Raw genomic sequence first — 26,133 nt, forward strand, 5'->3', positions numbered from 1 at the left:
AACTAGGTTCAGTATGGTCAGCATATAGCAGCGAGCCCGAAAGTAAGAGAGAACAGAGTGCACCTTGCCAAACTGGTTATTAAAAATTTTCGTAAGCTGAAACATGCAGAGCTGTCGTTTCAAGCGGGGCTAAACGTCCTAGTTGGTGGCAACAATGTCGGCAAGACAGCCGTAGTTGACGCGTTACGTGCTCTGCTGGCCGGTTATGACGAGCCTTACCCGCGCCTAAGTGAGGACGATGTGCACAGGCCCAATGGCGGGACTCCATCAGGTGATATCGTGTTCGAGTACGTATTCGCGGGGCTAAGTCTCGACGATGAAGCGGACTTCCTGGCTGCACTTGTGCCCGGTGTTTCTGGCGGGCTTGATGCACACATCAAGATACGCTACTCGGAGGCCGACAAAGCCGGTCGCTTGCGCGCCAAACGCTGGTGCGGCGAGAACGAGGATATGGGCCTGACTGCGGACATGATGGAAAACTTGCGGGGCGTATATTTGCCGCCGCTTCGTGATGCCTCCCAAGGCCTGAAACCGGGTCGTACCAGCCAGCTTGCACGCCTACTGCAGCTCTTGGCGGATGATACTGGCATTGACGGCATCAACCAGGCTCTCCGAGAACTCGATAGCAAGTTAAAGGTGCACTTGCCCATCGTTAATACGCATGAAGCTATCAATATCCGGCACAAAACGATGCTTGGGCCACAGCTCGCGCAGCTTTTGGAAGTCGGACTAAGCGCTAGCGACTTCAAGAGCTTGAAGTCCAGATTGTCGCTACTTGTGGATTCCTTCGAGATCGAGCAGAACGGGTTGGGTTTTAACAACTTAGTCTATATGGCGGTCGTGCTGAGTGAGCTGACCAAAAATCCCGACGCCTGCTACCGTGGCTTGATTGTAGAGGAGCCCGAGGCACACCTGCATCCTCAACTTCAGGCCGTGTTGCTCCAATACCTGCAATCCATACAGGTGATTGAAGGAGAAAAGCCCGTTCAGCTCTTCGTAACGAGCCATTCACCAAATTTTGCGAGCATCGCAGACCTCAATAGCCTGGTATGCTTTGTCGACACAGGCGCCGCAGTGGAAACCTTTCTTCCGCGTAGCATAGTATTTAACAAAGGCAAGCGCGAGAAGCTGGAGCGATATCTCGATGTCACACGCGCTGAGCTCTTCTTCGCCCGCCGCGTCATCTTCGTGGAGGGAGCAGCCGAACTCATGATGGTAAGTGCTCTGGCCAAACGCATCGGCTGCGACCTACGTCAGCACGGCGTAAGCCTCATCAGTGTTGAGGGGTTAAACTTCGATTCTTTCCTGCCCCTATTCGGAAACACTGCATTGAAGATTCCTGTCGCGGTGTTGACTGATGCTGACCCTGTGCCGCCCAAAGCTGAGTCCCAGGCCGGCATTGACGCGGTACCCGTAGCTAGCGTGTCCTTACCGGCGTCTGTCATCGGAAGTGTCGACGTCTCTGAACAGGAAGAGGATGACGACGATACCGAACCCCTTTATCCGGCCCCTGGTGATGTCATTACCGTCTCGGCCAATACCGCGAAGATGAAGGGCTGCGAGGACGCGTATGTTAAGGTCTTCCATGGCCTCAAAACTTTTGAATACGACCTAGCGTTGGAGGCCACTAATCGCACGGCCATGCTCAAGGCGTTAGCCGAGCTGCACCCAAAGATCGCAAAGTCACTGGCCGTTGCCGTTGATGGGGAAGTCGACGACGCTGCAAAGGCTAAAGCACTGTTCTGCGGCATGTTTGAACGTCCGAGAAACAACATCCAAAAAGGCAGTTTCGCCCAAGCCCTGGCGCAGTTCATTTCGGACGATAAGGTACCGTTCACGGTGCCGGCGTATATCCAGGCTGCCATTAACCATGCGTGCCAATTGACGGCGCTCCCGAAGCCATGAGCACGTTGACACCCGAGCAGCAGGCCGTGGTCGATGCGCCGATGGTGCCGCTGTGCGTCATCGCCTGTGCTGGCAGCGGTAAGACAAAGACGGCTGTGCATCGTCTCATGCAGATGCGCCGTAACCTTGGTGCTGCGCGGGGCCGCGTAGCGCTGCTGTCGTTCTCTAATGTCGCGGTTGACACCTTTCGTAAGGCCTACAGCGATCTTGCAAGCAGTCTTCCCGCTACCGCCGGACGGTCGCGGGTCGACATTGACACGTTAGATGGCTTCATTACCACCAACATCATTCGCCCGCATGGCCATCGGATCATGACAGCCGTGCGTCCAGCCTTTCTAGTAACAGGGAATGAGGCCTTTCTAGAGGGCTACAAGTTCTCGACATCGTCGTTTCCCCAGCCAGTCACTTCGTTGCAAGTGGCATTTATGGGCGATGAAGAGGTCTTCTTCCACATTCGCAACGACCAGATAGAGTACGTGGACAAGTCGACGGCGCGCAACCTAATCGTGAAGCTGGCAAGGACAGGCGCATACACGCATGACTTAGGACGGTACTGGGCTTACCGGACGCTGAAGGATAGGCCTGAACTGCTAGCTGCGGTCGCTCGCAGGTATCCGCATATCATGATCGACGAGGCTCAAGATATCGGAACGGTGCACCAGGCCATCCTGGAATTACTTATCGGTGCAGGCTCTTTCGTGACGCTCATCGGCGATCCTAACCAAGGCATCTACGGGTTCGCAGGTGCCAACGGAAAGTTCCTTACCGACTATCATCAGCGCACTTACGTTCAGCGACATTCGTTGCAACAGAATTTTCGATCGGCGCCCAACATCGTCTCTCTGGCTAACAGTCTGTGCGGGCGCTGCGATGTTGCGGATCGGCCTGCTCCCGGCATGCTGCATGGCGCCTTCTTCATGGGCTACAAGCGCGACCAGCACTCACAACTCATCGCTGCGTTTCACGAAGCGATGTCCGCTGCCGGCGTCAACGCCAAGCGCTCCGGCATTCTCTGTCGAGGCAAAGGTCTTGCGAAGACGCTGCGCGGCGACGCTGCCCCAGTCGGTCAGGGCGTCGTTAAGACGCTCGCCGCTGCTGCAGTCCTACGTGATCGGAGGAGGGACTACCTGCAGGCCTTCCAGCGCGTTGCCGTTGCCATAGTCGCTTTGTTGAACAGTCCGCCCGATGGGCTTGTGAGCAGGATTACTCAGCATTCCAGCTATCCACAGGATCGCAATCTCCGTAAGGAGATATGGGCATTCACCCGTGATGCCGTCAGCGGACTCCCGCCCTCATCATTGATCGCCGATACGCAGTGGCACCCTGTGCTACTAAAACGCATCAAGATTCTCCTCGCCCGACTAGAGAAGAATTTTGGCCTAAGGGCTGCCGACAATATTGGGCGCAAGCTGTCAAAAAGGGCACTAACGAGCGTGCCGCTCGCAAGCACGGAGGACTTTGCGGACAACAAAGCAGGGATGCTGCGGGTAGATACTGTGCACAAGTCGAAGGGAGAAAGCCTAGATGCCGTCCTCTACATGACACTCAAAGAACATGCGCAAGCCCTGCTGGACGGGGTCAATACCGAGGTCGGCCGCATCGGTTATGTCGCCGCAACTCGGGCTCGAGATCTGCTCTGGGTAGCTGTGCCGCACAATTCATTGAAAGAGCTCCGGCCAGCTTTCCTAGCTAGAGGTTTAGAGGAGGTGAGTATCGCTGCAGCATCAGTGCTGCCAACGGCGGTGGCGAAGTGCCCACGCACCTGATCTAACTTACGCTACCTGTCATTTCTGCCAAACGGGGTGTATGCAGACCGTGTCGGACTAGTTCCCAAAGCCAAGTTCTGCTGGCACGACCACCTCATTGGTCGGTTACAAGGTTCTTGTTACAGTCTTTCCCATTTGCGTTTTTTGCCAAATGGGAGCTCGGATGGCAGAGTCTTTAAGCCAGCAGTGAGGTCATAGTTCCCCGAGCATAGCAGCCCAACGGCCCCCTGTTTAGGCAACCATGTCCCTGTCTCCCATTTGTGTTTTTTGCCAAATGGGAAGTGTGTAGATTCAAATCCCTACTCAACACACGGCTACCTGCTACCTTCCCTAGTCGTAATAAATGCGAGCCATTCGCTCCTCGAACGACTCTCGTCCTGCCAGTATTTTGAGCGCGTATTTGAAGCGTTGCCATCGGCTCAATCCCCACCGAGGATCGATTGGAGCAGGACGCATGTGATGAAAATGCAGCGGTCGTTCCCAATGAGGACGACGGTAGTGCGGGGGGATATGCGGATCCATTGGTCAACCTGCCAAAGGGAAGAACTCTAACATCTATCCCAGCCAACTAAGTCAGCTGAACCGCGCTCGCTAAAAATTCCGAGCGCTACTACAGCTCTTTTTCAACAGATGGAACCAGAAGTTCGTATGGCTTCACACGCAGTGCAACAGCGATTTTCTCCAAACTGTCCAGAGAGAGGTTTCGAGACTGTCGCTCAACGTGAGCGATGAACGTCCGATGAAGGCCCGCCTCAAATCCAAGTTGCTCTTGCGACCATGCTTGTTCCCGACGTAGTCGAACCATATTCTCCGCCAGTACAGCTCTGGCAGTGGGGACTACTGAGTGGGCATCTTTGTCGAGCGACGGCATGCTCACAGTCTTGCAAGGTGACGCTTTTAAGTCAGCCGTGTTTGAGTCACAATGTTGCGCCCCCTCCATCTTTTTGAAAGTTTACCCTTATGACCACAGATGCCGACGACTTTGACAACGACAACGCCAAGCGCGAGGAAACCGCTGACGACATTGGGAAGCGGACGGTCAGTGACTTCTACAAGACATGGAAACCTGATGCGTCTCTCCGTCCAGACCCACATAATGGTAAGAGCGATGCACAGCGCGACCCACGCTCCTATCTGTATAGCAAAGGCGTTGTATCGGATCCGACTGATATCACCAACATCCTTCGGCATGCCTTGCCGGCGAACTTGATGCCCCGGAGCCCCTTTGGAGAACAAGGGGCGCCATCAGAGAGACCTGGCACCCCATCCCGATTCTCACCAGAGCTGGAAGCGCGTCGGCTCGAAGTACGCAGGCTTGCCGAAAAAACGCTTGGATCCGTAACTGCAGTGCGGCGATGGCTTGGGATACCAGTCGAAGATGAGTTGATGGGCAACACGCCGATCGACCTGATGGAGACACTGGAAGGTTGCGATCAGGTCCAGAGATTCTTGATGAGCCAATACTCGCCTAGATCGACTTAAAGTTTTTCGCTACAGGTCAGAACCCTACACAAGGATAGGGTTCTGACTTCGCCGCCGTTATGCTAGCTGAGCAGCGCCTGCCCCGCTGTATGGGATCATTCGGCTCTCGGGCTTAGTCTTCGCAGTAAAAATTTCCACGAAACTACGAGTTTTGACAGACGGTTTTTTGGGCAAAGACACGTCAAAATGTTCTTGAAGAGCATGCGGGCTTCTTCGATGCGCTTCTAGCAGGACGCGCACCGTCTCCTCGGTCAGGCCACTGAAAGCATCGAGTTTCGCTGCTACCTGAGCGATGATGAAATCTCGAGTAGCAGCACTCAAACGTGGCTTCGGAAGAGGGCGTGTGAGGCCGTAAGCTGCGCCTACAAGCTGGTAGAACGAGTCTAAGTGCATGCGTAGCTTGGCGCCTGTGCCGAACAAGTCTGAGCCGTTCATACGCCCATTGATGAGTGGTAGAAGTATAACGTGGCAGTGCGGCTGGCTTTCATCAAGATGCACTACCGAGCTCAGCACGGGCACCTTGAAGTGATTTTCAGCCCATCGCGTGCAATCTTCAAAGTACTGGGGTGGGCACTCCTGACCAGGAAACGGCCAGGTGAACAAAACTTCAAGTCCCTGGACGGCATCTACCCGTAACTTCTTCTTGAGCTTAGCAGCATCAAGTAGTGATTTTCGTAGTGCAGCCACGCCATCTGCGGTGTCTGGGCCACGTAAGATGATGTTGTCGGCGCCACGTGTTGGATCAATACGCTGTTCGGCGCCAATCTCTGCAACGATTTCACGCAAGTTGTGTTTTGCTGCTGTAGTGATGATTCGTTGTCCGCTTAGCCGGTCAATAGCCATAGGAAAGCTCATTTGGCGCCCCCTTCCAGCAGCTCGGCAATATCCTTGATACGCCAAAGTAGGCGGTTGCCAAGTTTCACAGGACGGATACCGAGATAGTGGCCAGTCAGGCAGTACGCCTTGCGGATAGTCTGACTGGCCCGTCTTAACTCGCTGGCGAACTCATCTGTTCGCAAGTAGTCAGTCTTCGTTGCAATCTCAGCAAGGGTAGGGGGGAGAGATACAGCATACGTCATCGCCAAACCTTTCACAAAACGGTATGCGTCACCAAGAGGATTCTCGGTGAAGCGCAAGGCGATCAGGACTTTATGGCCGATTTCGGAAGAACTTGGAATTTAGTTCAACACCATGAGATGTTGTTAAATGACAACAACCTCAGTAAGGGCGGAGCCCGCTACGCTGATGCCACCAACTGCAATCGAGTGGACAGTGGAAGGTCGGGAGAGTATTCAATGTTAGCTTCTTTGAGGATCCATGCTTCGATATGCTCGTGGTGCCGGCGTAGTAGGTCAAGTGGTCGCACCTTGTAGTGCTTCTCAGCCGTGGCGCTGGGTTTGTGACCCATGATCTGCGCAACTACACCGATCGGACACTCTAGCCATTCTGTAAGGCTCGCAAATGACCTGCGAAGACCATGTAGCGTCAATCCCTCGATCCCGGCGACAGTGCAAGCTTTGTCGTGTACCTGATGAGGTTTGCTGATGGGCTTAACAGCCTTGTCTGGGCTAGCGATCGAGCTAGAGAAAACCCATTCTGAACGACGCGGCAGACCTGCAAGGAGGTGCGAAACGTATGGAGTTAATGGAATAATCCGTTCGCCTTCGACTTTGTCCCGAATCGTTAGGCTCTTCCATCTAGTGTCGACGTCCTCCCATCGCATCTCCAAAACTTCACCAGGCCGAGCTCCGGTCAACAGCAGAGTTTGAAGATATGCAGCAGTCACTGGGTTGAAGATTTGACGTACTGCAGCGAACCAGGCCGGTAGCTGTTCAAGTTGTAGCGCATCTTGCTTCACTCCTGCAGGGCCGAGCAGCTCGCGCGTTTTTTTTGTCTTGGCTGGGTTCCCCTCAACAACTGGCGCAAATGCGGGTTGTTCGGCGCACCATGACAAAAAGCTTTTCAGCAAGCGCCAAGCCAGGCGAGTAGACGTTGGGCGCGATACCTTTTCGCGAGCAGCCCATGCTTCCACGACCGCCGGGCGTAGCTCACACAGCCTTAGCTCCATTAGGGCGTGAAGCGGGCCAGCTATGGTTAGACCGCGCCCACGAGTACCTCGGATGGCCGGTTGCCCACCTGCTTGTGCTTTTTTGACGTGATCTTGGTAGTGACGGTCACCCCAGTAAGGCCGACGCTCCTCAAGGTAGACGCCCCAAGCTTCGCCGACGGTAACTGTACGAGAAGCCTCTGCCTTGGCTTTTGCTTCATGCGCCGCTTGTGCTTCGGCTTTCAGTTCTCTTGGATCGAGTCCTTGATTGATCAAGGTCTTCAGCCGCCCGCCTTCCGCCCTGGCTTTGCCGAGGTCCCAACTGCGCGGGTCACCGATCGTGATACGTATAGTTTTGCCGAAGAGGCGAGACTCGAAGATGTAGGCCCGAGTACCGGTCTGAGTGACTCGAAGCCCAAGGCCAGGGATTTTTGCATCCCAGTGGATGGTCTGTTGCTTCCCCTGCTCACATTGATATGACTTGATGCGTTCTGCCGTGAAGTTTTCTTTTGCCATAGCTACCTAAGATGTAGGCGCGGTGTAGGCGCCATGTAGGCAAATCTTATGGCAATAGATCAACTTAGGTCAACACAAAAAATCTTAGAGCGAGAAAATTATCTATAAAATTCAATAACTTGCTGGAATTTTGAAATGCGAATCAACGCATGGCAATACTGTTTGGCTCGGACTCATAATCCGTTGGTGCCGTGTTCGACTCACGGGAGGCCTACCAATAAAGTCAAGGGCTTACAATATTGTAAGCCCTTGTCTATTCTACTTCTCCATTCCATCGAAGCATTTTGGCTGTAGCTTTACTCCAAGCTTGACCAAGGTGTCACAGTCCAGTGATCGTCTAACGCGCATCCCGGTTTGTTATAAATTAACAAGTTTAGTCTCGGCCGTGCTGCCTTTTTAGGCACGTTGGGACGCATGAGAATTTTTATACGACCCTGATGAATTATTTGAAATCGTGAGGATTCCATGAGCCAGATTACCGCAGAAGTGGTTTATAAAAATTTTACGCAACTAGCAACGAGTCAGCGGGCGAAATTTTTTGCATTACTTGCTGAAGCAAGCGTTCGAAGCGAAAACTTCTCCCATGACGATGTGTTTGGTCATTTGGCAGGAGATAAATTTACTGCAGTTGAGGCAGCGAAGTATTTGGAAGTATCGATGTCGACCTTTCGTAGGCACGTTGCTCAAGGAAGGATTCAGGCGTCGAGCAAGATAGGTCGGAGTCAGCTTTTTTCTACTAAAGTTTTGAAGGCGTTCAAACGATCACTTCAGGATGTTAAAGCGCGTAATACTTCACGTATGAGGTGAACACAACGAGGCTGGCATTCCAATGCGGTCGCTGGAGCAGCAGCCACATGGCGATGCGGGATGCGCAGGCCGCCTGTTTTCCGCATCTGCTAAGCTTTCTCGGCGTAGTCCGAGCGGTTTGCCAAGTCAGGAAGCCGACTGGTCCCGCGTGTATCGCAATCATGCATAATGGCGACCATCGACCACACGTCCCCAGAAGGCGCGCATGACCGGCAACGCCAGACCACAGCAGCAGTTCACCGCCAACGACATCGATGTCGGCATCCGCATCTACGAAGCCCTGACGCACCACGCAAGATCAGGGCAGGGCGACAAGATCGGCCACAAGGACTTGCTGACCCTGGCCCGCTCCCTGCACCCGAAAGACGCCGTACTCGGTCGCGCCGTTCCGATCGGCATTGGCATGAAGCTGCAGTTCGTCGACGCCTTCTGCGCCGCCCATGCCTACCCCCGGCTATCCAGCCTCGCCGTCGACCAGGCGACCCTGGAGCCAGTTCGCGGCGCTGATGGCGACAACGCAGCGCGGAAAGCCGAGCGACACGCCGCCGCCACATTCGACTGGTCAATCGCCGACACCCAACTACCTGCCTTCGCCACCGCCCAGCGCGCCGCCGTACCCGCCCGCCTCAAGCCGCGCAAAGAGCGACCCGCCGACGTCTCCTGGTACGCCTATTTCTGCTCGCACCGCAAGGAATGCGAATGGATCAATCAGGAAGACAAGCAGGAGATCATCAACCTGATCATGGCGGGCCTGGATCCGGAAACCGCGCAGATGCGTGTCCGGGCCGCCCGGGCCGCCAGCGTCGAGCAGGCATAAAGCCAGCTTTCACTGGGCGACCGGTAGCGCCACCTCGCGCGCCTGGGCTGCGGCTTCAACCCTGGGTTGCGCCGCCTCTTGCGCCGATGGCGCCGCCAGCGCAGCCACCTCGGCCGCTTCACCGGCGTCCAGCGTCGGCGCCGCGTCTGGATAGGGACGGCTCAGGTCCAGCCGTACTGCGTACTGCACGCCATTGCGCACGGCGCTGGCCGCGTTCTGGCCGGCGTCGTTGATCGCCTCGGGATAGATGAAAGTCCACCCCAGCTTGGGATCGATGAGCTTACTCAGGCTCTGCATTCTGTTGCCACGCCAGATGAAGCCGCCCAGTTGGTCGCTGTTGCCGACGATGTGAGCGTGGTTGTTGATGCCCTTGCCTTCGCTGAAACGCAATCCGTTGGCCGGGCTGGGATCGATATTGACCAGGCGCCCGTTGCTGTAGAAGAAGGCGACGCGGTCGTGCGGTCCACCGGTGGTCACCGAGGCATAGCCGGTTGCCTGGCCGCGGTCGTTGATCGCCAGGGCGCGGTTCGGTTCCCAGCCAAAGCCGCCCAGGTCGCGAAATTTCCCCTTGGTCCAGATGACGGCGAGAAACGGCTGCTCCGGTACGCCCCATGGGCCGGACTCCGCGGCGACCTGGTTGCGGTTATTGATGGCATACGCCTGGGTGGTGGGATCTTCGGTCGCGATGCTGCCCAGGTCGCGCACACTGCCGTTCGGCACGCGCAGGACGCTGAGCGGATAGATGGTCCCCGGCGGATTGGCCCGCCCGACGATATAACCGGCGTTGTTGATGTCGATGTAGTAGGTGTTGCCGTAGATGGCGCCGAGGTTGCGCTGCTTGCCGCAAGCATAGAGATAACCTTGCGACCGGCCATCGGCGCCTGTCCAGTTGCCGAGCACCTCGCCCTTGTCGTTGATGGCGACCGCATTGCTGGACCCCCCGCCCAGCGGCCCCAGCACCACCACGCCCTTGCCGCGGTTGACGAAACCGCGGCTGGCGTTGGCGCCGACCTGATAGCGGCCAACCACCGCGCCAGTGCTGTTGATGTCGGCGGCCGTGCTGTTGGCGGGGCCCACGATGGTCACCCTGTATTCGGGATAGGCCCAGGAGGCGCCCGCCACGGCGAACGAGGCCAGGGCCAGGCCCAGATGCTGAAGCATATTCATGATCGTCCCTTTCAAAAGATGATGCATCGAAGGAGCGCGCCCCGGATGCGGCGCGCATCCTTGTCGTCTTATTGGGCCACGGGTTTCGCCACTTCTTTCGCCACCCCCTCGGCTTCCTCCCGCGCCCGCTTCGCTGCGGCCGCGGCCGACAGCGGCGCCTCCACCGCCGGCTCTTCGTCATGCTCCGCCGGCGCCACCGCATCCACGTGCGGCTTGATCAGGTCGAGCCGCACCGCGTAGCGCACGCCGTTGCGGAAGGCGTTCGCCGCGATCTGCCCCGCGTCGTTGATGGCTTGGGGGTCGCGGATGTCCCAGCCCAGCGCCGGATTGATCAGCGCATTCAGGCTCTGCATCTTCTTGCCGCGCCAGATGAAGCCGGACAGGTGATTGCTGCTGCCGACGATGTGGCCGCGGTTGTTGATGCCGGTGCCGTCGCTGAAGCGCTCCTCGCTGGCCGGGCGGCCGTCGATGTCGACCAGGTGGCCGCGGCTGTAGTAGAAGGCCACCCGGTTGCGAAAGCCTCCCTGCACCGAGGCGTAGCCGGTGGCCTGGCCGCGGTCGTTGATCGCCTGCGCGCCCATCGGTTCCTGGCCCAGGCTGCCCAGGTCGCGCAGCTTGCCCTTGGTCCAGATGAAGGCGTGCAGCGGCTGGTCGGGGAAGGTCAGCGGGCCGGATTCGCCGGCGACCTGGTTTTTGTTGTTGAGTGCCTGGCCGAAGGTGAGCGGGGGCGCGTCCGGGAAGTCGTTGGGCAGGTCGCCGAGCGCGGTCAAGGCGCCGCCAGGCGCGCGCAGGTAGCTGGTAGTGCCGTCGTTGAGCGGCGCGTCGACCGCGGATACCGCGATGTAGCCGGCATTGTTGATGTCGTGCCAGTTGGTGGAGCGGCCGCCGATGGTGCCGAGGTCGCGGATCCTGGCGCAGTCGTAGAGGAAGCCGCGCTGGGTTCCGGGGCCGCTGCTCCAGTGGCCCAGCACCTGGCCCTTGTCGTTGATGGCGACGGCGATGCTGTCGGTGCCCTTCAATGTGCCCAGGTCGACCAGGCCCTTGCCGCGATTCAGGAAGGCGTGGTTGACCGAGGGCGCGTACTGGTAGTAGCCGACCACCACGCCGGCGCTGTTGATGTCTGTGGCCGTGCTGTTGGCCGGGCCCACCACCGTGACCTTATATTCGGGATAGGCCGAGGCGGCGCCGGCCAGCGTGAACGACATCAGGACCAGGGACAAGCGGTGACGCAAGTGCATGACAATCTCCTTGGGAAGAACGCGCGCGCCGATCGGACGCCTGCCGCGGGGCAGGCGTCTTGATGGGTTGGCGCGCCACGGCGCGTCAGAACGCGCCAACCGTCCGACAATGCCGGCTCACTGCGCCACCGGCCGCGCCACCTCGCGCTCCTGGGCCTGCGCCTCGGCCTTGGCCAGCGCGGTGTCGAGCGCCGGCGAGGCCGCGAAGGTGAACATCTCGGCCGCGGCCTCGGGGTCGAGCGCCGGCGCGTTGTCGACGTGGGGACGGATCAGGTCCAGGCGCACGCTGTAGCGCACCCCGTTGCGGGTGGCGACGGCCGCGATCTGGCCGGCGTCGTTGATGGCGACCGGGTAGTAGATGTCCCAGCCTTGCCCGGGAGCGATCAGCGCGTTCAGGCTTTCCATGCGCCTGCCGCGCCAGATGAAGCCCGACAGGTGGTCGGTGCCGCCGACGATATGGCCGCGGTTGTTGATGCCGTAGCCGCCGCTGTAGCGGTATTCGCTGGCCGGGCGCGGATCGATGTTGATCATGCGGCCATGGCTGTACAGGAAGGCCACGTGGTCGCGCGGCGAGATGAAGATATTCGCCTGGCCCGCGATCTGGCCACGGTCGTTGATCGCATTGCCGGCATTCGGCGTGGAGCCCAGGTCGCCCAGGTCGCGGATGACGCCCTTGCTCCAGCCGAAAGCCCGGAAGCCCGGTTCGGGCGCATTGAAGCGGCCGGATATCCCGGTGACCTGGTTGCGGTTGTTGAGCGCGGCGGGAATGGTCGTCGCCGGGCCGCTGCCGTCCCAGGCAATGGCGCCCAGGTGGGTGAAGCTGCCATTGGGCGCGCGCAGGTAGCCGCGTGTCTCGTTGTCGTTCGGGTTCCTGCCGGACGCCGTGATGTAGCCGGCGTCGTTGATGTCTGTGTAGCTGGTCACCTTGCCGGGAATCGTGCCGATGTCGCGCGCCTTGCCGCAGGAATAGATGAAGCCGCGCAGGCGGCCGTCGGCGGTGGTCCAGTTGCCGACCACCTCGCCCCGGTCGTTGATGCCGGCGGCGCTGCTCGAGACGCCCTTCAGGGCGCCCAGGTCGACCAGGCCCTTGCCGCGGTTGAGGAAGGCGCGGTTCACGTTGGGCGCGACCTGGTAGCTGCCGATCACCACGCCGGCATTGTTGATGCCGGAGACCCAGCTGTCGACCGGGCCGACCACGGTCACCCGGTACTCGGGATAGGCCCAGGCACTGCCGGTGACGGCGAACGACAGCAGAATCAGGGACAAACGCGGGAACAAGCGCTGATGCATGTACATGACGATCTCCTCGATGGATACGACGTGCGCCGCAGCGGAGGCTGCGGCGCTTGCAGCTCGATTCATTGCGCGACCGGTTGCGCCACCTCGCGTGCCTGCGCCTCGGCTTCGGCCCGCGCCTGCGCCGGCGACGTCGCCATGGGAGCCGCTCCAACGGCATCGACGCCATCCAGCGCCGGCGTAGCCAGCCCATGCGGCCGGATCAGGTCGAGCCGGACCGCATACTGCACGCCGTTGCGGATGGCGGTGGCCGCGATCTGGCCGGCATCGTTGATGGCTTCCGGATTGTTGATGTTCCAGCCCAGCCTGGGATCGACCAGCGCGTTCAGGCCCTGCATCCGCTTGCCGCGCCAGACGAAGCCCTGTAGTTGCTGGTGGATGCCGACGATGTGGGCGTGGTTATTGATGCCGGTGCCGATGCTGTAAGTCTGCGCAGGAATGATGGTGTCGTCGATGTTGAGCAGGCGGCCATTGCTGTACAAATAGGCCACGCGGTCATGCGGGCCGCCGGTATTGACCGCGGCAAAGCCCGTAGCCTGGCCGCGGTCGTTGATCGCCTCGGCGCTATTGGGCGTCAGGCCGAAGTCGCCCAGGTCGTGCAGCTTGCCCCTGGTCCAGATGACGGCGCGGTAGGGTTGTTCGGGGAATGCGAGCGGCCCCGATTTGGCGGCGATCTGGTTGCGGTTGTTGAGTGCGAATACCTGGGTAATCGGATACTCGACCGGCAGGTGGCCGATGTTGACGTAGCTGCCGTTCGGCGCGCGCAGGTAGCCGCTCGGGTCGCTGTTGGAATAGCCGGTAGCGATCGCATAACCGGCATTGTTGATGTCGGCGTAGATCGAGCCGCTGCCGATCATGCCGATATTGCGCTGCTGGCCGCACGAATAGATATAGCCGCGCGAGCGCCCGTCGGCGCCGACCCAGTTGCCGAGCACCTCGCCCTTGTCGTTGATGGCGACCGCGCCGCTCGAAACTCCCAGCGCACCCAGCTTGACCAGGCCCTTGCCGCGATTGACGAAGCCGTGGGTCGTGCCGCCGACGGGATAGCTGCCGACCACCGCGNGCCGCTCGAAACTCCCAGCGCACCCAGCTTGACCAGGCCCTTGCCGCGATTGACGAAGCCGTGGGTCGTGCCGCCGACGGGATAGCTGCCGACCACCGCGCCGGCCTGGTTGATGTCGGCGGCGCTGCTGCCCGGCGGGCCGACGATCGTCACCCGGTACTCGGGGTAGGCCGGGGCAGCGGCGGCCAGCATCGTCGCCGAGGCGCACAGGAACAGCGCCATACAATTTCTCATCCACATGGCAATCTCCTTGAGAAACAAGGGCTTGCAGCAAAGTGGCAGGCCCGTCGTCCAAAGTACGCCGTCGATGCGCGATGGGTTTGGCGCCGCACAAGTCGAAACGGCGCGTGCTGGCCGCGCATGCCGAATCGATCAGCATGCGCGGCGAACGGGTTGGCAGGAAGAATCGAAGACTAGACGGGCCCGCTTGCCTGCTTGCGCGCCGTGATGTCGGTGGCCGCGCCGAACCACTCGACGATGTTGCCGTCGTCGTCCAGCAGCGGGATGGCGCGCGAGAAGGTCCAGCCGATCGCGCCGTCGCCGCGGATCACGCGATGCTCGAGTTCGAACACCGCTTTGTGCGCGATGGCTTGCGCGATGGCTTCCTTGACCCGGGCCTGGTCGCTCTCGGGGATATAGGCCTCGAGCCAGTTGGCGCTGGGGTTGTCGGTGTCGGCCAGGAAGGTCTTGCCCTGCAGGCTGTGCTTTGCGCGCCAGTCGGCGCTCATCTTGTACAGCGTGTCCGACACCGCGCTGACGAACAGGCGCAGCCGTTCTTCGCTGGCGCGCAGCGCCTGCTCGGCGGCGCGCCAGTTGCTGATGTCGAAGAAGGTCATCACCGCGCCCTCGATCCGGTCGTGCGTGGTGCGGTAGGGGTGCACGCGCACGATGTAGTCGCGGCCGTCGGTGGCGCGCACCTCGCGCTCCATCGCCTGCAGCGTGTCGAACACCCGCGCCGCTTCCTCGGCCAGTTGCGGATAGTCGAGGCGGTTGGTGATGTGCGGCAGCGGGCGGCCGATGTCGCCCGGCAGCACGTTGAAGAAGTCGGCGATGCGCGGCGTGTAGCGCAGGATGCGCATGGTGCGGTCGAGGAAGATGGTGGCCACGTCCGACGAGGCGATCAGGTTGCTCAGGTCGTCGTGCGCCTTGTCGGCTTCGACGATGCGCCGCTGCAGCGCCAGCCTGTCCAGGCCCAGCGCGCCGTTCTGGCCGTGCAGCGTGTCGCGCTCGTCTTCCAGCCCGGCCACGGTGGCGCGCAACTGCTCGATCGAACTCTGCATTTCTTCGGCCTGCACGCGCATGGCATTGTCCGCCGCTTCGGCCTGCCCGACGGCGTCGGCCAGGCTAGCGCGCAGCTGGTGCAGCTCGTCGTCGAGCTGCGCCACCAGGGCGTCATACCCGGCCGGCGTGGCGTCGGCGACGGGCGGGACGTCCTGCGCCGTGACGAAGCGCACCAGCATCAGGCGGCCTTCGGCCCGCGGATCGTCGAACGGCAGCACCTGCAGCTCGATTGCTGCATGGCCTTGCCCGGCATGGCGCAGTGGCCCGGTCGTGGCCGGTTCTCCGGTGCGGCGCGCCTGGAACAGCGCCGCGCGCAGCGGCAGTCGCAGCGGCGGCGGCACCAGCGCGGCCAGCGCCCGGGTCGGTTCGCCGCCGGCCTGGCGCAGGAAGCGCGCGGCGCGCTCGTCGATATACAGGATGTCGGCGTTGGCGTCGACCAGGATGGCGGGCGGTCCCAGCGCCACGCTGGCATGGCGGTGGATGTCCGCATGGGAGGGCGGCCGCCCGCGGTCCGCGCCGGCCGCCTCGTCCCCGGTGGCATGGCGCCGCCTGGCCGCGCCGGCCGCCGGCGGCGCCGTCCATCGGCTCCTTGGCCGGGCCTGGTAGATGCGGTGGGTGGCGTCCACCGGCGCGAACAGGTCCGGCGCCGCCTCCACCGATTCGGCGCGGCCCAGCAGCAGGTAGCCGCCGGGATTGAGCGCAAAATGGAAGTGCTGCAAAAGCTGGCGCTGTGCGCCGTGGTCCAGTCGGGCCAGGACGTCGCGGCAAGCGACCAGGTCGAGCTTCGAGAAGGCCGGGTCATGCAGCAGGTCGTGGCGGGTGAACACGATGCGCTCGCGCAGCGTCTTGCGCACCTGGTAGCCATCGGCGCCGGGCGTGAAATGGCGTTCCAGCCGGGCGGCCGGGAGGTGGGCCACGCTCGCGGCCGGATACAGGCCGGCGCGGGCCGCCTGTACCGCATGCGCGTCGCCGTCGGAGGCGAACAGCTGCAGGTCGCGCCGCCAGCCGGCGTCATCCGCGTGATCGGCCAGCAGCATGGCCAGGCCGTAGGCTTGCTCGCCGGCGGCGCAGGCCGCGACCCAGGCCCGCAGCGGCGTGCCCGCCTGTCCGCCCTGGAACAGTTCAGGCAGCACCTTGCCGCACAAGATGTCCAGGACGGCGCGGTTGGGGAAGAATTCGGACTCGTCCACGGGTGGCGGTCTGTCTTGTTTCTTGTTTTTCATTGGCGCACATCGGCCGCGGTGTCAGCGAAAGACTCATAGTGTAACTGTTGTTCTGGCACTAAGATTTTTCTCGCTTTTCGTCCAAAAATCGTTACAGATCGTCTAGACTTCATGACACCTTGTTCATAGAGACCGAGATGTCCGATTCCGTCTTCGCGACCAGCGCCATGCCCACCGAACCGGGTGTCATTCCTAGCAATCTGCACTTCCCGGTGGTCGGGATCGGGGCTTCGGCCGGCGGCCTGCCCGCCCTGCAAAGCCTGTTCGAGCACATGCCGGCGGGCCATGGGATGGCCTTCGTCATCATCCTGCACCTGTCGCCCAAGCATCCCAACTCGGCCTCGTCCATCCTGCAGCGCGTCACCCGCATGCCGGTGGTGCAGGTCACCTCGCGGGTGCAGATCGAGCCCGGCCATGTCTATGTGATCGCCCCCAACCAACACCTGGCGATGGTGGACGGCCTCCTGATCGTCGAAGAATTGCAGCGTCCGCGCGGCCAGCACGTGGCGATCGACCTGTTCTTCCGCACGCTGGCCCAGGTGCACCGCGAACGGGCGATCGCGATCGTGCTGTCGGGCACCGGCTCCGACGGCGCGGTCGGCCTGTCGCGGGTCAAGGAGCAGGGCGGCGTGACGCTCGCGCAATCGCCGGACGACGCCGAGCACGACGGCATGCCAAACGCCGCGATCCGCACCGGTGCGGTCGACTTCATCCTGCCGGTGAGCGAGATGGCGCAAAAGCTGGTCGACCTGTGGGAAAACGCGCGCCGGATCCAGCTGCCGCCGGTGGGCGATGGCGAGCCGCCGGCGCAGGCCTTGCCGGCCGAGCCGGACGCCGGCAGCGAGGACGCGCTGCAAGAGATCATCACCTCGCTGCTGAGCCGCACCGGCCATGACTTCCGCCACTACAAGCGCGCCACCGTGCTGCGCCGCATCGAGCGGCGCATGCAGGTGCGCCAGATGCATACGCTGCCCGAATACCGCGACCTCCTGGTGAGCGACATCGGCGAGAACAAGGCGCTGCTGGACGATATGCTGATCGGGGTCACCAATTTTTTCCGCGACCGCGAGGCCTTCGACTCGCTCGAGCGCGACGTCATGCCCGAGCTGTTCAAGGACCGCGCCGCCGGCGACGAGGTGCGCGCCTGGGTCGCGGCCTGCGCCAGCGGCGAAGAAGCCTATTCGCTGGCGATGCTGATGGCCGACCAGGCCGCGCTGAGCGAGAACCCGCCGGCGTTCCAGGTGTTCGCCTCGGACATCGACGACCGCGCCATCGACACCGCGCGCGCCGGCAACTATCCGGGCTCGATCATCACCGACGTCACGTCCACCCGCCTGCGCCAGTATTTCAAGCGCGAGGACAGCCGCTACCGCATCCGCAAGCCGCTGCGCGACCGCATCCTGTTCGCCTCGCACAACCTGCTGCGCGATCCGCCGTTCTCGCGGCTCGACCTGATCTCGTGCCGCAACCTGCTGATCTACCTGAAACGCGACGTCCAGCTGCGGGTGCTGCAGACCTTCCACTTCGCGCTCAAGCCGGGCGGCTACCTGTTCCTGGGCTCGTCCGAATCGGCGGAGTCGGTGGCCGAATATTTCATCCCGGTCGACAAGCGCAACCGCATCTACCGCGCCCGCCCCACAGGCCGCCAGATGCATTACCAGAATCCATCCTCGGCCCTGTACGGCGTGCGCCTGCCCGAGATCAGCCGGCCCAAGCTGCCCGGCAAGCGCCTGGCCACCTATGCCGACCTGCACCAGCGCGCGCTGGCCCAGTTCGCGCCGCCGTCGGTAGTGGTCGACCGCGAGGGCAACCTGGTCTATGTGTCCGAACTCGCCGGAAAATACCTGCGCATGGCGGGCGGCGAGCCCTCGCGCAACCTGCTCACCCTGGTGTTGCCCGAACTGCGCCTCGAACTGCGCTCGGCCATGTACCAGGTGACGCAGAATGGCGGCAGCGTCGAATGCCGGCCGATCGAGCTGGCCGAGGTGCCCGAGCTGGGCACGGTGGTCACCACGGTGCGCGCCTTCCGCGACGACGAGGCCGAATCCGACTACCTGCTGGTGCTGTTCCAGCGCGTGCCCGATAGTCCCGAGGCCGTCGCCGAGCCGCGCCCCAACGGCAGCCACGACGTGGTGCTGTCCCAGCTCGAAGCCGAGCTGCAGCGCAAGCGCGAGCAGCTGCAGGAGACGATGGAGTATTCCGAGATTTCCACCGAAGAGCTGCGCGCCTCGAACGAAGAACTGCAGGCGATCAACGAAGAACTGCGCTCGGCCACCGAGGAGCTGGAAACCAGCAAGGAAGAGCTGCAGTCGGTGAACGAAGAACTGGTGACGGTCAATTACGAACTCAAGGTCAAGGTCGAGGAAACCGGCAAGGCCAACGACGTCCTGAACAACCTGATCGCGTCCACCGACATCGCCACCATCTTCGTGGACAGCGGCCTGCGCATCAAGCGCTTCACGCCGCGCGCGGCCGACCTGTTCTCGATCATCGCCACCGATGTTGGCCGCTCGCTGCTCGACCTGACCCACAAGCTCGACTACGACCAGCTGGCCGAGGACGTCAGCGCCACCTTCGACACCCTGCGCCTGGTCGAGCGCGAGGTGCGCAGCAACGATGGCCGCTTCTATATCGTGCGCCTGCTGCCCTACCGCACCAACGAAGACCGTATCGAAGGCGCGGTGATGACTTTCTTCGACATTACGGCGCGGCGCCAGGCCGAGGAGCAGGCGCGCGCCAGCGAGGCGCGCATGCGCATGGTGGCCGAGAGCGCGCGCGACTACGCCATCGTCACGCTCGACGAAGAGGGCCGGGTCACCAGCTGGAACATGGGCGCCGAGACCCTGTTCGGCTATGGCGCCGACGAGATGCAGGGCCACGACCTGGCGCGCCTGTTCGTGCCCGAGGACCTGGCTGCCGGCGTGCCAGAGGACGAATTGCGGCGCGCGCGCGAGGATGGCCGCGCCGAGGACGAGCGCTGGCACCTGCGCAAGGACGGCAGCCGCTTCTTCTGCAGCGGCGTCACCACCCCGCTGCGCAACGGCTCCTTCTATGGCTACGCAAAGATCGCGCGCGACGAGACCGCGCGCGAACGCCAGGGCAAGGAGCGCGAGCAGGCCCTGACCCACGAGCAGGCGGTGCGCTGCGACGCCGAGAGCGCGGCGGCGCTGAAGGACGAATTCCTGGCCGTGATGTCGCACGAGCTGCGCCATCCGCTCAACATGATCCACATTAACGTCGAGCTGCTGTCGCGCATGCAGGAGCTGCGCCAGTCGCCGACCTTCATGCGCGCCGCAGCCATCATCCGCAACTCGGTCATGAGCCAGGCCAAGATCATCGACGACCTGATGGACATGTCGCGGGTGCGCACCGGCAAGCTCACGCTCAGCATGGCGCCGGTGATGCTCGACACCCTGCTGCCGGGGATGGTCGAGGTGGCGCGCAACGACCCGGCGGCCAGGGACTTGCGCATCGGTTTTTCCGGCGGCGCCGACGGCCTGCCGGTGCTGGCCGACGTGGTGCGCATCGAGCAGGTGGTGATGAACCTGCTCAGCAATGCGATCAAGTTCACCCCGGCCGGCGGCGCCATCGATGTCCACCTGGCGCACGAGGGCGAGTCGGTGCGGATCGACGTCAACGACAGCGGCCAGGGCATCGCGCCATCCTTCCTGCCGCACGTGTTCGACATGTACGGCCAGAGCATGGCGGTGACCACACGCTCGAAGGGCGGCCTCGGCATCGGACTGGCGCTGGTGCGCGAGATCGTGTCCCTGCACGGCGGCCGGGTCGAGGCGACGTCCGAGGGCCTGGGCAAGGGTTCCCGCTTCTCGGTCTGGCTGCCGCTGTTCGACAGCAAGGCGTCGGCCGGCGGCGCGGCGGAAAGCGGCGGCGACGACCTGGCCGGGCTGCGCATCCTGGTGGTCGACGACATGGAAGACATGCTGCTGGTGTTCAAGTCGCTGCTCGAGATGAGCGGCGCCACCGTGTTCGAGGCCACCAGCGCGCGCGCCGGCCTGGCGATCCTGGAACGGCGAGAGGTCGACCTGCTGATCTCGGACATCTCGATGCCCGAGATCGACGGCTACGAATTCCTGCGCATGGTGCGCGCATTGCCCCATGGCGCGCAGCTGCCGGCGATCGCCGTCACCGGCATGCGGCGCGACGCCGACATCGCCGAGGCGCGCGCTGCGGGCTTCTCGGCCCATCTCGGTAAACCAATGTCGGTCGAGCGCCTGAACGCGGTGGTGCGCGATCTGTTGCCGCGCAAGGATTGAGACGTGGTCACGGTGGAATCCACCGTGAGCGCGGAACCCACCGTTAGCGCGAAACCGGTCGTTAGCGCGGAACCCACCGTTAGCGTGGAACCCGTCGTTAGCGCGGAACCCACCGTTAGCGTGGAACCCATCGTTAGCGTGGAACCCACCGTTAGCGCGGAGACCGTCGTTCCCGCGAAGGCGGGAACCCAAGTCCTTCGCGTAGCCAGCATCGTCCAACGTAGCGTCAACGCAAGCAAGCTTGGGTTCCCGCCTCCGCGGGAACGACGTGGTAATCGGTAGCTAGCAGTCTCCCGGCCACACCAGCTCGAACCGCGTCCCGCCCCCCACCGCATGGCAACGCGCCTCGCCCCCATGCGCCTGGGCGATCGCCCTGACCACGGCCAACCCCAGCCCGCTGCCCGAGCCGCCCTGCAGGCGCGCCGCATCGCCGCGCTGGAAGGCGTCGAACAGCCTGGAGGCGATGGCCGGGTCGATGCCCGGCCCGCTGTCGGTGACGCTGAGCCGGCAGGTGCCGGCGCGGCATTCGAGGCCGATCTCGAGCCAGCCCGGCGCCGCGTGGCAGCGCGCGTTCTCGAGCAGCGCCAGCAGGGCCTGGCGCATGCGCGCCGGATCGCAGGCCGCCAAGCCGTCGTCGACCCGCAGTTCCGGCAGCAGCCCTTTGGCGCGCAGGTCCGGCTCGGTCAGGGCCAGCACGTCGCGGATCCCGGACGCCAGGTCGCAGCGCTCCACCTGCAAGGTCAGGTGGCCGCTGTCGGCCAGGCCCACCACCCGCAAGTCCTCGATCAGCCGGCCCAGGTTCTCGACCTGGCCCAGCAGCGTGCGAAACAGCGCTTCGCTGGGCGTGAACACGCCCTCGGCCAGGCCCTGGATGCGGCCGCGAAGGATGGTCACCGGGGTGCGCAACTCGTGGGCGATGGCGGCGTTCCAGAACACCTGCTCCTTCGCCATGCGCTCCAGCCGTTCGGCCATCACATTGAAGTCTTCCACCAGCAGCGAGGCCTCGCCCAGCGAGCGGTCGTCGCTCGTCGCGCGCGCCGCCAGGTCGCCATTCGACACCCGGCGCAGGCTGCCTGCCACCGACGTCAATGGCGCCAGGATGCGGCGCGACAGCTTGGTGGCGGCGAACGCCGCCAGCACCAGCGCGCCCAGGGTCGACAGCACGATCCAGCCCCACTCCGGCCCGGACGGCATCCAGGTGCCGGCCGGGGCCAGGTGGCCGGGCGCATAGGCGAACATCACGAAGTAGAACACGTAGGAACCGACCGTGATCGCTACCACCACGCTCAACACCAGCAGGGTCACGGTGAGCACGATCTGGCGGCTCAGGCCATGGACCGGTTTCACGTCCGGCCGCCGAACTTGTAGCCGACGCCGCGGATCCCGCGCGGCACATCAGGCACGCCGGCTTCTTCCAGCTTGCGGCGCAGCTTGCTGACGTGGCTGTCGACGGTGCGCTCGAGCGTGTCGCCCTCGGGCAGGCAGTGGGCCAGCAGGTCGGCGCGGCTGAATACCTGGCGCGGCGCGCGCGCCAGGTAGGCCAGCAGCTTGAATTCGGTCAGGGTCAGGGCCAGCGGCGTCGCCGCGCCGTGTTCCAGGGTCACCTCGTGCTTGTCCAGGTCGATCACCAGCTCGTCGACCCGGATCACGGCCGCCGCAGCAGCGGCGCCCGCCGCATGGGCCAGCGTGCGGCGCAGCACCGCCTGCGCGCGCGCCACCACCTCGGCCGGGTTGAAGGGCTTGACCACGTAGTCGTCGGCGCCGATGCGCAGGCCGGTCAGCTTGTCGACGTCCTGGTCCATCGCCGTCACCACGATCACCGGCGTGCCGCCGCGGCGGCGGAGCTCGGACAGCACCATCCAGCCGTCCACGCCGGGCATCTGCACGTCGAGCAGCACCAGGTCGGGCCGCGCCGACAGGTGCAGGTCGAGCGCCTGGCGGCCATCCTGCGCGCGCAGCGTGCGAAAGCCGCCGCGCGACAGATACGCCGTCAGGATGGTCGCGATCTCGTCGTCGTCCTCGGCCACCAGGACCAGGCTGGCGCTGCCAGGCTGCTTCTCCATCGAATCTCCATACAAGGGCAACCGAATGCCAACGTGCACACCGCACAATCGCCGTTTGCCCGACCCGCTACTCTACCCATGCCCCAGTTTTTCATCAACCGCCCCGTGTTCGCCTGGGTGATCGCCCTGTTCATCGTGCTGCTCGGCGCGATCGCCATCCCGCAACTGCCGGTGGAACGCTATCCGACGGTGGCCCCGCCCACGGTCAGCATCACGGCCGTGTATCCGGGCGCCACGCCGCAGACCATGAACGACGCCGTGGTCGGCCTGATCGAACGCGAACTCTCCAGCGTCAAGAACCTGCTGTATTTCGAATCGTCGACCGACACCACCGGCAGCGCCCAGATCACGGCCACCTTCCGGCCCGGGGTCGATCCGGACATGGCGCAAGTCGACGTCCAGAACCGCATCAAGGCGGTCGAGCCGCGCCTGCCGCAGACGGTGCGCCAGAACGGCCTGATCGTGGAGTCGACGATCTCCAACTTCCTGATGTTCATCGCGCTGACGTCGGAATCCGGCGCGTTCGACGAGACCGACCTGGGCGACTACATGGCGCGCAACGTGGTCGAGGAACTGCGCCGGGTGGAAGGCGTCGGCAAGGTGCAGCTGTTCGGCGCCGAGAAGGCGATGCGGATCTGGGTCGATCCGGCGAAACTCATTTCGTTCAATCTGTCGATGACGGACGTGACGGGCGCGATCGCGCGCCAGAACGCCCAGATCGCGCCGGGCCGGGTGGGTGACGCGCCGGCGCCGCCAGGGCAGCAGATCACGGTGCCGCTGACCGTCGAGGGCCAGCTGTCCACGCCCGAACAGTTCCGCGCCATCGTCCTGCGCGCCAACCAGGACGGCTCGAGCGTGCTGCTGCAGGACGTGGCGCGCATCGAGCTCGGCTCGCAAAGCTATGGCTTCAGCACCCGCGAGAACGGCCACGTCGCCACCGCCGCCGGCGTCCAGATGGCGCCCGGCGCCAATGCGGTGGCCACTGCCGCCGGCGTGCGCGAACGCCTGGCCGAACTGGGCAAGGCAATGCCGGCCGGGATGAAATACAGCGTGCCGTTCGATACCGCGCCTTTTGTGGAGATCTCGATCCAGAAAGTGGTGATGACCCTGCTGGAAGCGATGGTGCTGGTATTCCTGGTGATGTACCTGTTCCTGCAGAACGTGCGCTATACCCTGATCCCGGCGCTGGTGGCGCCGATCGCGCTGCTCGGCACCTTCACGGTGATGCTGATGGCCGGCTTCTCGGTCAATGTGCTGACCATGTTCGGCATGGTGCTGGCGATCGGCATCATCGTCGACGACGCGATCGTGGTGGTCGAGAACGTCGAGCGCCTGATGGCGACCGAGAGCCTGTCGCCCAAGGAAGCGACCCAGAAGGCGATGCGCGAGATCACCGGCGCGGTGGTCGGCATCACCCTGGTGCTGACCGCCGTGTTCATCCCGATGGCCTTCGCCAGCGGCTCGGTGGGCGTGATCTACCGCCAGTTCTCGCTGTCGATGGCGGTGGCCATCCTGTTCTCGGCCTTCCTCGCGCTGTCGTTCACGCCGGCCTTGTGCGCCACCCTGCTCAAACCGATCGAGGGCGGCCACCATGAAAAGAAGGGCTTCTTCGGCTGGTTCAATCGCGGCTTCGAGCGCCTCACGGGGCGCTACAGTTCCACCACCGCGGCGCTGGCGAAACGGGCGGGGCGCATGATGCTGGCCTGGCTGGCGATCGGCATCGCGCTGGCCTTCGCCTTCGGCCGGCTGCCGTCGGCCTTCCTGCCCGAGGAAGACCAGGGCTATTTCATGACCTCGTTCCAGCTGCCGGGTGACGCCACCGTCGAACGCACGCTCGAGGTGGTCAAGGCCTACGAGGCCCACGTGGCGTCGCGTCCCGGCCTGGGCGACAACGAATCGATCCTGGGCTTCGGCTTCTCGGGTTCGGGCCCGAACGCGGCGCTGGCCTTCACCATGCTCAAGGACTGGGACCAGCGCGACGGCGCTACCGCCCAGCAAGAAGTGGCGGCGGCCCAGGAAGCGATGAACGCCAGCCGCGAAGGCATGATCATGAGCCTGATGCCGCCGGCGATCGACGGCCTGGGCAACTCGTCCGGCTTCGCGCTGCGCCTGCAGGACCGTTCTGGCCAGGGCCAGGCGGCGCTGCTGGCGGCCCAGGACAAGCTGCTCGGCCTGGCCGCGCAAAGCCCGCTGCTGGCCGGCGTCTATCCCGAAGGCTTGCCGCCCGGCGTCAGCGTGCGCCTCGACATCGACCGCGCCAAGGCGCAGGCGCTGGGCGTGTCGTTCGCCGACATCAGCGACACCCTGTCGGCCGCCATGGGCTCGGTGTATGTGAACGACTTCCCGAACGCCGGCCGCATGCAGCAGGTGATCGTGCAGGCCGAGGCCAGCGCCCGCATGCAGGTCGACGACGTGCTCAAGCTGAACGTGCGCAATGTGAATGGCGGCATGGTGCCGCTGGCGGAGGTGGTCAAGCCGGTATGGACCGAGGCGCCGCCGCAGCTGGTGCGCTACCTGGGCTATCCCAGCGTGCGCATCTCGGGCGCGGCGGCGCCGGGCGCGTCGAGCGGCGAGGCGATGGCCGAGATGGAGCGCCTGGCGGGCCAGCTGGGCCCGGGCTTCGCGGTGGAGTGGACCGGGCAATCGCTGCAGGAGCGCGAATCGGCGGCCCAGGCGCCGATGCTGATGGCGCTGTCGATGCTGGTCGTGTTCCTGGTGCTGGCCGCGCTGTACGAGAGCTGGTCGATCCCGTTTTCGGTGATGCTGGTGGTGCCGCTGGGCCTGATCGGCGCGGTGGCGGCGGTGATGCTGCGCGGCCTGCCCAACGATGTGTTCTTCAAGGTTGGCATGATCACCGTGATCGGCCTGTCGGCCAAGAACGCGATCCTGATCGTCGAATTCGCCAAGCAGCTGCATGAAGAAGGCAAGGGCTTGCTGGAGTCGGCGGTGGAGGCGGCGCGCCTGCGCCTGCGGCCGATCCTCATGACGTCGCTCGCGTTCGCGCTGGGCGTGGTGCCGCTGATGATCGCTTCCGGCGCGAGCGCCGAGACCCAGCATGCGATCGGCACCGGCGTGTTCGGCGGCATGGTGGCGGCCACCGTGCTGGCGGTGCTGTTCGTGCCGGCCTTCTTTGTGTTCGTGGTCGGGCTGCAGGAACGGATCGCGCGCTGGCGCACCCGCAAATAAGG

Annotated in this window: 18 protein-coding genes; 7 read left to right on the forward strand and 11 right to left on the reverse strand. The window is 63.3% G+C overall.

Annotated features, from left to right (window positions below; translation table 11 throughout):
* The first annotated feature begins 57 nt into the window (after nucleotides 1-57).
* Complete coding sequence (locus Q9246_RS02360; RefSeq protein WP_306395181.1) at nucleotides 58-1,905, forward strand: ATP-dependent nuclease; 1,848 nt, start codon at nucleotides 58-60, stop codon at nucleotides 1,903-1,905.
* The gene (locus Q9246_RS02365) at nucleotides 1,902-3,671 is read left to right on the forward strand and encodes a UvrD-helicase domain-containing protein (protein WP_306395182.1); all 1,770 of its coding nucleotides are present in this window, start codon (nucleotides 1,902-1,904) and stop codon (nucleotides 3,669-3,671) included. The genes Q9246_RS02360 and Q9246_RS02365 overlap by 4 nt, the downstream gene beginning before the upstream one ends.
* Before the next feature lie 610 nt (nucleotides 3,672-4,281).
* On the opposite strand, the gene Q9246_RS02370 is transcribed toward Q9246_RS02365, so the two are convergent.
* Nucleotides 4,282-4,611: a helix-turn-helix domain-containing protein gene (locus tag Q9246_RS02370; protein WP_306395183.1), complete on the reverse strand. Its 330-nt coding sequence runs from the start codon at nucleotides 4,609-4,611 to the stop codon at nucleotides 4,282-4,284.
* A 20-nt stretch (nucleotides 4,612-4,631) separates the two neighbouring features.
* On the opposite strand from Q9246_RS02370, the gene Q9246_RS02375 reads away from it, so the two are divergent.
* Nucleotides 4,632-5,153, forward strand: a complete 522-nt coding sequence (locus Q9246_RS02375; protein WP_306395185.1) for an antitoxin Xre/MbcA/ParS toxin-binding domain-containing protein — start codon at nucleotides 4,632-4,634, stop codon at nucleotides 5,151-5,153.
* Between the two features lie 57 nt (nucleotides 5,154-5,210).
* On the opposite strand, the gene Q9246_RS02380 is transcribed toward Q9246_RS02375, so the two are convergent.
* The 3 genes from Q9246_RS02380 to Q9246_RS02390 all read right to left on the reverse strand — a co-directional run bounded on the left by Q9246_RS02380 (nucleotide 5,211) and on the right by Q9246_RS02390 (nucleotide 7,716).
* Complete coding sequence (locus Q9246_RS02380; protein ID WP_306395188.1) at nucleotides 5,211-6,008, reverse strand: plasmid recombination protein; 798 nt, start codon at nucleotides 6,006-6,008, stop codon at nucleotides 5,211-5,213.
* A complete protein-coding gene (locus Q9246_RS02385; RefSeq protein ID WP_306395190.1) occupies nucleotides 6,005-6,289 on the reverse strand; it encodes a hypothetical protein in 285 nt (94 codons plus the stop codon). The genes Q9246_RS02380 and Q9246_RS02385 overlap by 4 nt, the downstream gene beginning before the upstream one ends.
* 101 nt (nucleotides 6,290-6,390) lie before the next feature.
* Nucleotides 6,391-7,716: a tyrosine-type recombinase/integrase gene (locus Q9246_RS02390; RefSeq protein WP_306395191.1), complete on the reverse strand. Its 1,326-nt coding sequence runs from the start codon at nucleotides 7,714-7,716 to the stop codon at nucleotides 6,391-6,393.
* A 465-nt stretch (nucleotides 7,717-8,181) separates the two neighbouring features.
* On the opposite strand from Q9246_RS02390, the gene Q9246_RS02395 reads away from it, so the two are divergent.
* Nucleotides 8,182-8,523: a helix-turn-helix domain-containing protein gene (locus Q9246_RS02395; protein ID WP_306395192.1), complete on the forward strand. Its 342-nt coding sequence runs from the start codon at nucleotides 8,182-8,184 to the stop codon at nucleotides 8,521-8,523.
* Between the two features lie 205 nt (nucleotides 8,524-8,728).
* A complete protein-coding gene (locus Q9246_RS02400; protein WP_306395193.1) occupies nucleotides 8,729-9,340 on the forward strand; it encodes a hypothetical protein in 612 nt (203 codons plus the stop codon).
* Between the two features lie 9 nt (nucleotides 9,341-9,349).
* On the opposite strand, the gene Q9246_RS02405 is transcribed toward Q9246_RS02400, so the two are convergent.
* The 5 genes from Q9246_RS02405 to Q9246_RS02425 form a co-directional block, all read right to left on the reverse strand.
* Nucleotides 9,350-10,501, reverse strand: coding sequence for an HAF repeat-containing protein (locus tag Q9246_RS02405; protein ID WP_306395194.1), 1,152 nt, complete (start codon nucleotides 10,499-10,501; stop codon nucleotides 9,350-9,352).
* 74 nt (nucleotides 10,502-10,575) lie between these two features.
* Nucleotides 10,576-11,745 carry an HAF repeat-containing protein gene (locus tag Q9246_RS02410; RefSeq protein ID WP_306395195.1) on the reverse strand — a complete coding sequence of 390 codons (1,170 nt, stop codon included), beginning with the start codon at nucleotides 11,743-11,745 and terminating at the stop codon, nucleotides 10,576-10,578.
* Between the two features lie 117 nt (nucleotides 11,746-11,862).
* Complete coding sequence (locus tag Q9246_RS02415; protein ID WP_306395196.1) at nucleotides 11,863-13,041, reverse strand: HAF repeat-containing protein; 1,179 nt, start codon at nucleotides 13,039-13,041, stop codon at nucleotides 11,863-11,865.
* Between the two features lie 62 nt (nucleotides 13,042-13,103).
* A complete protein-coding gene (locus tag Q9246_RS02420; RefSeq protein WP_306395197.1) occupies nucleotides 13,104-14,099 on the reverse strand; it encodes an HAF repeat-containing protein in 996 nt (331 codons plus the stop codon).
* Between the two features lie 418 nt (nucleotides 14,100-14,517).
* Nucleotides 14,518-16,575: a CheR family methyltransferase gene (locus tag Q9246_RS02425; RefSeq protein ID WP_306395198.1), complete on the reverse strand. Its 2,058-nt coding sequence runs from the start codon at nucleotides 16,573-16,575 to the stop codon at nucleotides 14,518-14,520.
* Between the two features lie 170 nt (nucleotides 16,576-16,745).
* Between Q9246_RS02425 and Q9246_RS02430 the strand changes: the two genes are divergently transcribed.
* A complete protein-coding gene (locus tag Q9246_RS02430) occupies nucleotides 16,746-20,882 on the forward strand; it encodes a CheR family methyltransferase (RefSeq protein WP_306395199.1) in 4,137 nt (1,378 codons plus the stop codon).
* Nucleotides 20,883-21,164: 282 nt separating this feature from the next.
* Here Q9246_RS02430 and Q9246_RS02435 read toward each other — a convergent pair whose 3' ends face one another.
* Nucleotides 21,165-22,229, reverse strand: coding sequence for an ATP-binding protein (locus Q9246_RS02435; RefSeq protein ID WP_306395200.1), 1,065 nt, complete (start codon nucleotides 22,227-22,229; stop codon nucleotides 21,165-21,167).
* Complete coding sequence (locus Q9246_RS02440) at nucleotides 22,226-22,945, reverse strand: response regulator (protein WP_306395201.1); 720 nt, start codon at nucleotides 22,943-22,945, stop codon at nucleotides 22,226-22,228. Before Q9246_RS02440 ends, Q9246_RS02435 begins: the two co-directional genes overlap by 4 nt.
* Before the next feature lie 78 nt (nucleotides 22,946-23,023).
* On the opposite strand from Q9246_RS02440, the gene Q9246_RS02445 reads away from it, so the two are divergent.
* Nucleotides 23,024-26,131 carry an efflux RND transporter permease subunit gene (locus Q9246_RS02445; RefSeq protein ID WP_306395203.1) on the forward strand — a complete coding sequence of 1,036 codons (3,108 nt, stop codon included), beginning with the start codon at nucleotides 23,024-23,026 and terminating at the stop codon, nucleotides 26,129-26,131.
* Nucleotides 26,132-26,133 lie beyond the last annotated feature (2 nt).

This window comes from Telluria beijingensis (assembly GCF_030770395.1).
GTDB classification, from domain to species: domain Bacteria; phylum Pseudomonadota; class Gammaproteobacteria; order Burkholderiales; family Burkholderiaceae_D; genus Telluria; species Telluria beijingensis.

Excerpts from the sequence above, each read along its gene's own strand:
- Q9246_RS02365 (WP_306395182.1), top strand. The coding sequence starts at position 1,902 with ATGAGCACGTTGACACCCGAGCAGCAGGCCGTGGTCGATGCGCCGATG.
- Q9246_RS02370 (WP_306395183.1), bottom strand. The coding sequence starts at position 4,611 with ATGGAGGGGGCGCAACATTGTGACTCAAACACGGCTGACTTAAAAGCG.
- Q9246_RS02375 (WP_306395185.1), top strand. The coding sequence starts at position 4,632 with ATGACCACAGATGCCGACGACTTTGACAACGACAACGCCAAGCGCGAG.
- Q9246_RS02380 (WP_306395188.1), bottom strand. The coding sequence starts at position 6,008 with ATGAGCTTTCCTATGGCTATTGACCGGCTAAGCGGACAACGAATCATC.
- Q9246_RS02390 (WP_306395191.1), bottom strand. The coding sequence starts at position 7,716 with ATGGCAAAAGAAAACTTCACGGCAGAACGCATCAAGTCATATCAATGT.
- Q9246_RS02395 (WP_306395192.1), top strand. The coding sequence starts at position 8,182 with ATGAGCCAGATTACCGCAGAAGTGGTTTATAAAAATTTTACGCAACTA.
- Q9246_RS02400 (WP_306395193.1), top strand. The coding sequence starts at position 8,729 with ATGACCGGCAACGCCAGACCACAGCAGCAGTTCACCGCCAACGACATC.
- Q9246_RS02405 (WP_306395194.1), bottom strand. The coding sequence starts at position 10,501 with ATGCTTCAGCATCTGGGCCTGGCCCTGGCCTCGTTCGCCGTGGCGGGC.
- Q9246_RS02410 (WP_306395195.1), bottom strand. The coding sequence starts at position 11,745 with ATGCACTTGCGTCACCGCTTGTCCCTGGTCCTGATGTCGTTCACGCTG.
- Q9246_RS02415 (WP_306395196.1), bottom strand. The coding sequence starts at position 13,041 with ATGTACATGCATCAGCGCTTGTTCCCGCGTTTGTCCCTGATTCTGCTG.
- Q9246_RS02430 (WP_306395199.1), top strand. The coding sequence starts at position 16,746 with ATGTCCGATTCCGTCTTCGCGACCAGCGCCATGCCCACCGAACCGGGT.
- Q9246_RS02440 (WP_306395201.1), bottom strand. The coding sequence starts at position 22,945 with ATGGAGAAGCAGCCTGGCAGCGCCAGCCTGGTCCTGGTGGCCGAGGAC.
- Q9246_RS02445 (WP_306395203.1), top strand. The coding sequence starts at position 23,024 with ATGCCCCAGTTTTTCATCAACCGCCCCGTGTTCGCCTGGGTGATCGCC.